This window comes from Streptomyces sp. NPDC043738, assembly GCF_056436545.1.
Genome location: NZ_JBWKCJ010000060.1, coordinates 1 through 10064, shown reverse-complemented (window position 1 = coordinate 10064; position 10064 = coordinate 1). Strand labels below are relative to the sequence as shown.

Here is a 10064-nt window from a genome sequence, read left to right as displayed (position 1 = left end):
ATGCAAATGGTGTTGTCGAGGCCTACCTGGCTACGTGGAACTCGCAGGGCGAGCACCGGGCGAAGCTCATAGCCGAGCACTGGTCGCCCGAGGTGGCCTACACCGACCCACTGGCCGAGATCACCGGCCACGACCAGCTCGCTGCCGTGATCGACGGAGTGCAGCAGCAGTTCCCCGGCTGCGTGTTCACGCCCGTCGGCGAGCCGGACGCCCACCACGGCCAGCTGCGGTTCCGTTGGGGCCTTGGGCATGAGGGCGCCGAGCCGGTGGCGATCGGCTTCGACGTCGTGGTCCTGGACAGCGACGGCCGCATCCGCGACGTCCGCGGCTTCCTCGACAAGATGCCCGCCGGTACCTGACCCGAGCCCCGGCACGGCTGCCACCGGACAGATCCTTGGGGTCAGGGGGTCTGTCCGCTTCCGCCCGCGCTGTGCACCGTGGCGCAGAGTGCCGATGCCCTACTGGCCTTGCGGGTGCCGCAGGGCAGCGCCGCAGTGATGGTGCCTCAGGTGCTCGGCATCCTCGGGGTCGTCTACACCGGAGCCACACGGCCCGTGCCTTTGTCGTCTACGGCTTGGTGGTCGGCCTCGCCGGGGTCTTCGGCCAGGTCATCGGCGGTGCTCTGATCTCGATCGATGTGGCGGGACTCAACTGGCGGACCACCTTCCTGATCAATGTGCCGGTCGGTGTGGTGACCCTCATCCTGACCCCGCGTCTGATCCCCGAGTTCCGCAGTCCCAAGGACGGGCGACCCGACCTGGTCGGTGCGTTCCTTGCGACGGCGACCCTGGTAGCCATCGTGTATGCGCTCGTCCAGGGCCAGAACGAGGACTGGCCGCTGTGGAGCTGCTCGCTGCTCATGGCCGCGGTGCCGCTGGCTGCCGTCTTCATCGCCCATCAGCGCCGCCGCACCCGTCAGGGTCTCAGTCCGCTGGCAGATGCAGGAGCACTACTCGCGCATCGCGGACGACACCCTTCGCCGTGAGTACGAGGAGAAGTACGAGGTCCGCTTCAACCTCAAGGGCGAGGCCGTCAAAATCCACCGCGACAGCGACCTGGCAGGCGTCGAGTGGTTCGCCGAGACGGTCGGCCGCCGCCTCCACGCCGTTGCTGGCGGCTGGTGCGGCCGGCACATCTCTCGCCCCTGCCCCAAGACCACAGCCGATGGTTGCTATTTCTGCGACGACTTTCAAAGCGACCGGCAGTTCCTGCCCATCCACCAGGACACCCTCAACCGCACTCGCGAACTGCAAGCCGATGTTGCCGCCGCCGGCCGTTCCCGCGCGGCCGACGTCAACGCTCGGCTGGCCACCGCAGTCGAGCATCTCATCACGCGCATTACGACCAGGAGAACGACGGAGTCGCCCCGGCGCCAGACGACCCCGGCGGCCCAGTCGAGACGAAGGGGGAAGCAGATGCGGGCTGACAACTCGTCCCACCTTGCCGAGGCCGCACAGCAGCGCCGCCTGCACTGCATCGAGCGCGTCCAAGCCGTCCTGGGGCCCTGGAACGCGACGGCGGAGCGGTGACCGTCGCCGGCGTCGCCGCACGGGCCGGGGTCTCCCCAACCTTCCTCTATGACGACGCCCAAGCCCCACTGCTGGCCAAGCTACGAGAACTCGCGACCAAGCAGCCCGCCACGGGACGACCGGCCATGCCGGACCACCAGCGCATCACCACCAAGTCACACGAGACGGTGGTGCGAGCACTGCGGGAGGCCAACCGGAAACTGAACGGAGAGAACGAGCGGCCCCGCAACGAACTCGCCGTGGCCCTCGGACAGCTCCGCGACCTTCGCCGAGACATCCCCGCGCCACGCGGTTAATGTCCGGTTTCAGGATACGGCCCGACATCGGCGAACCGCCGGATCCGGTTCTGTTCGGCGGTCTCGTCGGAGGCGTCGAAGTGCCGTACCTGGTTCCACCAGCGGTCATGGTCGTAGCCTTCGCAGTGGTTGAACTCATGGGCCGTACTGCGTAGCCGCTGCCACTCCCGCACGATCGCGGCCCGCTGCCACGTCTGTGGCCGCTCCACCGCGAGGAGCGTGTACAAGAGCCCGGCCGAGTCGCAGACCAGGATGAGCAGAGACCGCATCGCGAAGGACGTCTCACCGGTCTCCCCGACTTCCTCGTACACCCGCCCCAACTGGACGTTGAGGAACGTCTCCAAGGCGCGGACGTCCTCGTGCCTGAGGTCTTCGGCGTAGGTGAGGGTGCGCTCGGACGGCGGGGTGGTCATGTAGGCGGGTCCTCCCTTTCCTGCAGTGCCAGCTGGATCAGCTCCGGTGGCGCTGAGCAACTCTACGGAGAGGTGGCTGACACTGTCAGACACATAAAAGACCAGTTCATCCCGCCTACCGAGCGCAAGAGATCCAGATAACCGCCTGGTCATCCGTGAGGAACTCGACCGACACAACAACACTCCGAAGATCGACAACAACGACCCACGAAGGCCCTGACGCGCAATCACCCCAGGTCAACGCCCCCGGAGGCACGCGAAGGCTTAGCGCACGATCTGACACGGATGTTCCAAGCGCCACCAATTGCATCGGATGCGAACTCGCGCCAGGCGTGGGTGCGCTCGACGTGCCACCGCCGGATGATCACCTAGTGGGAACCCCGACCGTAACCCACCCCCGGCTGCCCGCCTCCTCTGTTCGCCTCACGATCCGCCGCCACCAGCGCAGCCTCAACTCCTGCAGGGGACGGACGACCGTTGCAAAAACAGGTGTGCCGGAGGCTTGTCGCGCTGGATACTGCTCCGATGATCAACGCGCCGACCGCTGCGCTGGATTCACTGAACGGGCTTGCCTTCGGTGACGCCTTTGGTGACCGTTGGTTTGGCATCCTGCGCCGGGACGGTCTGGCAGTCCTTGAGGCGCGAACGCTACCCCCGGAGCCGCTGTGGCGGTGGAGTGACGACACCGCCCAGGCGCTCGTTCTCGTCCGCGAACTCGCTGAGGGCGGCGGCACCGTCGACCAGGACCGCCTCGCCCTGCGCTTCGCGGCCGCCTACGCCGCCGACACGCACCGCGGCTACGGAGCCTCGATGCATGACGTGCTCCGTCGGATCGGCGCGGGCGAGCCCTGGCGGGAGGTGGTCGCCGGACAGTTCGGTGGCCAGGGTTCCTGGGGCAATGGCGCAGCCATGCGCGCCGCCCCGCTCGGCGCCTGGCACGCCGCCGACCTCGACGCGGTCGCCGAGGAGGCCGCTCGCCAAGGCGCGGTCTCGCACCACCACCCGGAGGCGGTTGCAGCGGCGGTGGCAGTCGCCCTCGCCGCGGCGCTGGCAACGCGCAGCCGGGGCGGGCCCACTCCGGCACGGCCGGACTTCCTCCAGGCAGTCGCCGAACGACTCCCCGACAGCGACGTCCGGTCGGGAGTGCGGGTCGCGGCCCGGATGCCGGAGCGCACCTCGGCTCGGCACGCCGCGGAGGTCCTGGGCTCCGGCTACAGGATGTCCGGGCCCGACACCGTCCCCTACGCTCTGTGGTGCGCGGCCGGGCACCTCGACGACCTGCACGAGGGCCTGTGGTTCACGGTCGCCGGGCGCGGTGATATCGACACCACCTGCGCTATCGCGGGCGGGGTGATCGCCGCTCGCACGGGAGTCGCCACTCTCCCCCCTGCCTGGCACACAGCCCGGGAACCGCTGCCCCCAGTCGCGTCGGAGTAAAGAATTCCCATCGGGATGAGTTCAGGCGTACCCAGCAGGTCAGTGCGCACCCGAGGGTGAAGAAGGCTTCGGATGTCGTCGCGGATCTCCCAGCGAATCCGTAGGCGTCGGAACCAGTGCAGGTGGGCGAATGCGCACTCGACGACCCAGCCTTGGGCGCCGAGCCCGGAGCCGTGCTTGAGGCCTCGGCAGGCGATCACCGGTCTCACTCCGGGTAGCGGACCAGACGGCGGTACGTGTCGTGGTCGTAGCCGGTCGCCCAGACGACGTCCGCGCAGCGCCGGCACTGGCCACGCTTACCCCGCGCCGACGCGGTCCTCACCGCACCGGAAGCCGGGGTGCCGGCACCGGGCAGGCGAATACAACGACCTCTCCGCCGCCTACAGCGATCCCAAACTCCGGACGGCTACACCGACCACGCAGACGCCGTGCGCTGCGGTCGCTCGCCCCCGGGGCAGGGCGGGCCCGGTACCGCTCCGCAGCGATACGGAACCACCAGGCGCGGCGTGGCTTCAGCGGCCGCCTCCGGCACCGCGATCGGGTGCGCTCATGTCTCCCGTGGCGGGCGTGCCGTCGGCGAGTCCGTACCGCAAGTACACGGTGCCCTTCGGGCTGGCTGCCGGGGGCGCGAGGAGCGTGACGTTGGTGGGCACCGCGCCATCGTCGAACACCTTCTTCCCGACGCCGAGCACGATCGGGTGCAGCCAGAGGTCGAGACGGTCGAAGAGCTTCTCGCGCAGGAGGCTCTGCACGAGGTTCAGGCTCCCGACGACCTTCACATGCTCGTGCCGGTCACGGATCTCACGCACCGCGCCGGCCAGATCCGGGCCGAGCTGCGTGGACCCGGCCCACGGGAGGTCGGGCCGGCCGCGAGAGGCCACGTACTTCGGGACGCTGTTGAAGAGCGTGGCGATCTCGTTGTCCTCGCCGCCCTCCTGGTGAGGCCAGTAGGCGGCGAAGATGTCGTACGTCCGCCGGCCGAGCAAGAGGGCGTCCGTGCCTTCGTACGCGGCACCGACCTGCGCCCCGGCGACCTCGTCCAGCAGGGGCGCCTGCCAGCCGCCGAACGGGAACCCCACCGGGTCCTCGTCGGGACCGCCGGGCGCCTGCCCGACGAGGTCGAGGGTCGCGAACAGCTCGATGTGGATGAGGCCCATGGCTTACTCCCAATGAGTCGGTTGTCTCCGTCAAGAGATAGACCTGCGGGTGCCCGCAGACTCATCGCCGCGCCGCAACCCAGCTTCCACACAACACGACAAATCCAGCGCTCATTGGACAGCCCCAGTGCCCGGTCACACGCACTGTGACTGATTCCCAATCGTCCTTGCCAAGCCGGCTGGAGCCGCTCAGGGGTCCAGTGCCATTGATCCCGGATGAGAGCCCATAAGACGTCGAGCCGACGGCGAGCGAGTGCGAGGACCGCCCCCCACGACCGAGACCAGCAACCCAACGGCTCTACGCCACCGGCGCCCCTTCCAAAGCCGTCGCCCCCGCACCGTTGCGTACCGTGAGCCTGTTGCTGGAAGCCGAAGGTATGCCCCCGTCAGCCGTGGGTGAGGACGGTGAGTCGGTGCGGACCGGCTACCGCGCCACTGAAGGAGATCGGGACGGGCGGGTGTTGGTGCGTTGGGTGGGGCCGCGGGGGAGTGGTGTCCGTTACCAGGAGGAGCACCTCCTGCGGTGCCAGGAGGTGCTGCGGAACTGGGTAACCGCCGGGCAGCCCCGGGCCGGGCGTGTCCTGGGCGGTGCGGCTCTAGTGGCGGAGGAGCCACCAGACGCCTCCTGCGATGAGCGCCAGGGATACCAGCACGACCGCCAGCCGGAGGAACCCCACACGTCGCACCTTCGACGCCCTGCCGCCGCCCCCTGCGCCCCCGCCTCCGGCGGAGGGCCCGGGCGACGGCGGGGGCGGGGGCGGTGAGTCCGGGGCGAGCGGGCCCGTGGGCGGGCCCGTGGGCCGCCGCCAGGCCTCTTCGATGATGGGGGGCTCCGGGGCTTCCCAGGCGCCCCGGGTCTCTGGGCCGTCGGTATCCTGCCGGGCGCGTCGCAGGGCACCGTAGCCCTCGCGGCGCCAGCGGATCCCGGCGATGTCGGTGAACTCGACGGTGATGTGACGCAGCTGTTCGGAGCGCTCTTCCGGGATCTGCGTGGGCGGCAGAAGGAAGGAGTCCTCTCCGGTACCAAAAAGGGTCGATTCTCCGATCACCTTGCCGCGGAAGGACACGTGCACGTCCAGCACCGGCTGGCTGGACCGGTTCTCGATCACGACCTTCGGGACGACCCAGCCCTCGTGCAGAGAGGACGGGGGCAGCGCGACATACGCGCTGATCATGGATGCCTGTTTCCGTTCCCGCTGCCGCTTGGCGCTCACGTCCCGCTCGCGCAGCTGCATCTCCTGCTCCCGCTCGCGCTGGACCTTCTGTAGCTCCTGCTCCCGGTCGCGCTGAAGCTTCTGCAGTTCCTCCGCGCGGAGCGCGGACTCCTGCCGCTCCTGTTGGACCTTTTGCCGGTGAGCTGCGTAACTCAGCGTCAGGCCCGCCAGGCCGATGAGCAGGCTCAAGGCGGCAACAAGGTTCTGCACCATGCCAGGACTCTGGCCGATCGGACCATGTCATGTCAGCGCGCAACCCCGGCCGGTCGGTCAGGCCACCTCAGAAGTCACCCTGCCGCCCCTAGGGGCTGTCCGTGGTGGCATCCGGTCCCGGGCCTTTAACGAGCCCGGGGCTCTTTCCCCGCACCCGCGACCCCATGGCCGAGGCACGCATCACGCACCAGCTGGTGCGCAACGCGGTGATGACGATGCTCATCATGTCCATCGCATGCTGATGGCGGACAGCTGCTCTGCCCGTTCTGGTGTCAGGGAAGCGGCTCGGGTGCGTTGGTTTCCGATCCAGGCTCCGAGCCGGAGCTTCCGCTGCTCCTGGTCCTCGCCGCCGTCCTTGCTGATGGTGATGGTCTCGATGTGTTTGCGTGGCACCTTCAGGTGTCCTTCGCGCTGGTAGTACTGCCGGGCGGCGGTGAGGTGCATCGCCCATTTGTCGGCCTGGGTGGTGCGTGGTTTCGGTTTTTCGTCTTCGTCTGCGGGTTCGATGTCGAGGATGTGTTCGCACATCCATTGCTGCACGGTGGTGAGCTTGTCCCACTCGAGCCGCTGTGCGCGGACCCACCGCCCGAGATCTTCGCCTTGGTGCACGACGTCACCGGGTTCGGTGGGTAGTGTGCCTCCGGTTTCCAGGTGGTGTCGGACGAGGTGGAAGGCGCGCTGCCATTGCACCGGCCAGCTTGGGCACCACGATGGATCGATGTCCTCTAGCTGTTCGCGCCGTTCGGCCGACAGCGTGCCGGCCGACGACTCCACCGGCAGCCCCTCGGCGCGCCGCTGCTCGATTTCGGCGGCTTTCCGGGCGGCGGCTCGCGCGTTCTTCAACCAGATGCCCACCCGGTACCCCTGGTGCGTGGCGTCCAGCGGGGCCAGGAGGTGCCCGTTCGTCTCGGCCCACCCGCGCGCGGCGGACAGGCCCTCCTCCCACGCGACGTCGAAGTGGCTCCAGACCATGCCGAGCTTGTCCAGCTGCTCGATGCGGTCCTCGTCCATGTCGCCGCGGGCGTAGAAGCGCCTGTTGTCGGCGATCCACTGCCCGAGGGGGAAGTTGGCGAGCGAGGCCGGCCACCCCTTGGCCTCCGTCTCCTGATCGTCCTTGGTGGGCACGCGGTAGGTGAAGGGCACCTTCAGGTCCCCGTGTTCGCGGACGTAGATGGCGGCGGCCTCCACCCCGCGGCGCCAGTGCTGATGGTCGGGGTTCACCACGCGCAGGTTGATGAACGCAGCTAGCTGAGCTGGGTCGCGGGGTGTGCTGAATTTCAGCAGTGCCCGGGCCGACGCCGAGAGTCCGTGCTCGCGGCTCTCCCTTTCCCCGCCATTGCCTCCCGAGCGGCTCTGCACGCCCGTGGAGCGGCTTTGTACCTGCGGCTGGGCCAGTGCCTCCACCACGCGGGCGTCGTGTGCTCTGAGGGCTTCCAGCAGTTTCGCCAAGCCGCCGTAGGCCCTGCTGGTGAGCATGTTGTCGGCCGTCTCGCCGGGCCCCAGGAGAACCGGGACCACGAGTGCGGCGACTTTCCCCTCACCGGGCTGCATGCGCAATGCGCGGCCTACTGCTTGGACCAGATCGGGCATGGAGCCGCGCACATCTGCCCAGTAGACGGAGTCGCAGTTCTTGGTGTCGACGCCCTCGCCCAGGACCTTCACCGAGCCCAGGAACCCCTTCTCCACGACCGTGCCGTCCGTGGCGATGCCGTCGGCGAACTCGTCTAGGACGCGGCGCCGATGGTTGGCCTTGTGCTCGCCGCACAGCCAGTCCGCCCAGATAATGCGCGGGCAGAGCTCGAGGTCGACGGCGTGCAACTGCGCGGCGACATCGGGAAGGCCGGACGCGAAAGCCTCGGCTTCCCTCACCACATGGTGGAAGACGAGCGTGCGCCGGAAGTTCTCCTCGGCCGAAGCCTTGATGAGGGCGGTCTGCAGCGCAGCGAGACGGGCTCCGCGGACCTGGTCCGAGCGGCCCTCTGCGCCCAGGAGCTGAGCAGCCTGGAGCTGGGTGTCGGTGATGTCCACGCACACCACCTGGTACGGCGCGCAGATCCCCCGGTCGATCGCCTCGGACAGCGTGAGGGTGTAGCAGCAAGCCCCGAACGGCCCGTCCGGGTCGTCCTCCATGCTCGCCACCAGCTCGCCCGGCGCGCCGCCCTGCTCCTGGTCCTCGTCCAACTGCCACAGCCGGGGCGTGGCGGTCATGTACAGCCGTCGCAGGGACGGGACGCGGGTGTTGTCGTGGACGACGGCCCACGGCTTGCCGATCCGGCCCGAGGTCCGGTGGGCCTCATCGACCACGATCAGGTCCCAGCCCGGGAGCCCGGCCTTGTGGGCCCGCTCCAGCCTGCCGAGCCCGAGGGAGGCGTACGTGGCGAACACGGTCACCTTGTCGAACGGTCGCACCCAGTCGACCAGTTCCTCCACGTCCGTGGTGTTGGGGAAAGCCACGTCCTCGCCCCGCAGGGACGAGACCCCGATCATCAGGCCCGTACGGCCGCCCTCGCGCCACGCGGCCTCGGTCTGAGCGAGCAGGTCCAGCGAGGGTACGAGCACCAGCACACGACCCGCCCGGAGCTCCTCCGCGCTGCGCACAGCAACGAGGGTCTTGCCGGAGCCGGTCGCCATGACCACCTGCGTCCGCAGGCCTCGCTCATGCACGGTCGATCGTGCGGGCAATTCGAGGACGCGTAGTACTGCATCCACGGCTTCTCGCTGGTGGGGACGGAGTTCGGACGCTGCCATCCTGGTCTGCTCCTCGTCTAGGCGACCGGAGTGGTCTCAACTTGGTGGGAAGCGAGAAACCTGTACCGCCAGCCGGAGAGAAGCCGCCGCGGTTGAGCGGGTCGCGTCCTCCGGCACGGGAAGCAAGCATGATCAGCAGCGGCTTCTTCGTGCCCAGAGGCGGCACCGTCTGACTCCATAACTTATCTCCACCTATAAATGAAGCATACTAGAGAGAGCGCCAAGAATATTCCCCTTGCCGAGCCCTGAAGACGATACGACCCTCACCGCGGCATATCCTGCCCGCCACCACGAAACGAGGGCACAAATGAACCAACGCTTGACCGTCACAGTCCTACTCTGCTTCGGCACCGGTCTCCTCACCGGATGCTTCATGGAACCGGAAGCGCAAGACGTCAGCCGCTCCGACCTCGTGGGCCGCTGGCACGCCGGCGAATCGTGCGACTCCTCTCTTGTGCTGGAGAAGGACGGTTCGGCGCGGTGGAAGCGGTGGGCGACGGGCTACAGCGTGAGCAAGGCCCGTATCACCGGCAGGGAGAACGGCAAGGGAACCTGGTGGCTGGAGACCTTTCAGGGCAAGCAGACTTTCGAGGTGAAGAAAGGCAACACCTTCGAGCCGCTGATGCTGCTGCAGGGAGATGGCCAACTGATCCTTCTTCAGATACCCGGGGATGACCCGGACAACAGCATCGGATGCCGTTTCAAGCGGGTCGATGGCCAGAAGTTCAACTGACGCCCCACCCCTTCCCGACTACCTGTCAACCCCTCTCCTCTTCTTACTCCTGGCGGCCCGTCAACCATGTACGCAGCCCCCGAGACCGTAGCCCGCTTGGTGACGCGGAGCGTCACTAGTGGCTGGAGCGCAGCGGAAGCCACAGGCCGGCCGGAGGCTGGCCACGCCTCGCAACGCGAGGCGCGCGCACTGCAGTTGGCGGCGCGCGCGCAGCGCTTGCCGCCAAGCGGTGAGCGAAGCGAACCGCCTCCGCTCACGCGGAGCGGGAGCGGAACCCCGCGCGCAGCGCGGGGGTTCGCTTCTTCGGGCGCAGCCCGAAGGGAC

Annotated in this window: 10 protein-coding genes; 6 read left to right on the top strand and 4 right to left on the bottom strand. The window is 68.4% G+C overall.

What is annotated here, in order from left to right; translation table 11 throughout:
- From AC0680_RS37665 to AC0680_RS37650, 4 genes are all read left to right on the top strand, one after another.
- The coding region (locus AC0680_RS37665; RefSeq protein ID WP_478637548.1) for a nuclear transport factor 2 family protein at positions 1-359 on the top strand (359 nt) is incomplete at its 5' end.
- 215 nt (positions 360-574) lie between these two features.
- Positions 575-985, top strand: coding sequence for a hypothetical protein (locus tag AC0680_RS37660; protein ID WP_478637547.1), 411 nt, complete (start codon positions 575-577; stop codon positions 983-985).
- Positions 939-1529 (top strand): hypothetical protein, encoded by a 591-nt coding sequence (locus AC0680_RS37655; RefSeq protein WP_478637546.1) that lies wholly within the window; start codon positions 939-941, stop codon positions 1527-1529. Before AC0680_RS37660 ends, AC0680_RS37655 begins: the two co-directional genes overlap by 47 nt.
- Positions 1526-1825 (top strand): DUF6262 family protein, encoded by a 300-nt coding sequence (locus tag AC0680_RS37650; protein ID WP_478637545.1) that lies wholly within the window; start codon positions 1526-1528, stop codon positions 1823-1825. The genes AC0680_RS37655 and AC0680_RS37650 overlap by 4 nt, the downstream gene beginning before the upstream one ends.
- Here the strand turns inward: AC0680_RS37650 and AC0680_RS37645 are convergent.
- Positions 1822-2238: a hypothetical protein gene (locus tag AC0680_RS37645; protein ID WP_478637544.1), complete on the bottom strand. Its 417-nt coding sequence runs from the start codon at positions 2236-2238 to the stop codon at positions 1822-1824. The two genes, AC0680_RS37650 and AC0680_RS37645, sit on opposite strands and share 4 nt — an antisense overlap.
- A gap of 525 nt (positions 2239-2763) precedes the next feature.
- Here AC0680_RS37645 and AC0680_RS37640 point away from each other — a divergent pair.
- Positions 2764-3675 (top strand): ADP-ribosylglycohydrolase family protein, encoded by a 912-nt coding sequence (locus tag AC0680_RS37640; protein WP_478637543.1) that lies wholly within the window; start codon positions 2764-2766, stop codon positions 3673-3675.
- 512 nt (positions 3676-4187) lie between these two features.
- Here AC0680_RS37640 and AC0680_RS37635 read toward each other — a convergent pair.
- The 3 genes from AC0680_RS37635 to AC0680_RS37625 all read right to left on the bottom strand — a co-directional run bounded on the left by AC0680_RS37635 (position 4188) and on the right by AC0680_RS37625 (position 9007).
- Positions 4188-4832 carry a dihydrofolate reductase family protein gene (locus AC0680_RS37635; RefSeq protein WP_478637542.1) on the bottom strand — a complete coding sequence of 215 codons (645 nt, stop codon included), beginning with the start codon at positions 4830-4832 and terminating at the stop codon, positions 4188-4190.
- A gap of 596 nt (positions 4833-5428) precedes the next feature.
- On the bottom strand, positions 5429-6259 hold the full coding sequence (locus AC0680_RS37630; RefSeq protein ID WP_478637541.1) for a hypothetical protein: 831 nt from the start codon (positions 6257-6259) through the stop codon (positions 5429-5431).
- Between the two features lie 222 nt (positions 6260-6481).
- Positions 6482-9007 (bottom strand): helicase associated domain-containing protein, encoded by a 2526-nt coding sequence (locus AC0680_RS37625; RefSeq protein WP_478637540.1) that lies wholly within the window; start codon positions 9005-9007, stop codon positions 6482-6484.
- A 307-nt stretch (positions 9008-9314) separates the two neighbouring features.
- Here AC0680_RS37625 and AC0680_RS37620 point away from each other — a divergent pair, with 307 nt between their 5' ends.
- The gene (locus tag AC0680_RS37620; protein ID WP_478637539.1) at positions 9315-9740 is read left to right on the top strand and encodes a hypothetical protein; all 426 of its coding nucleotides are present in this window, start codon (positions 9315-9317) and stop codon (positions 9738-9740) included.
- Positions 9741-10064 lie beyond the last annotated feature (324 nt).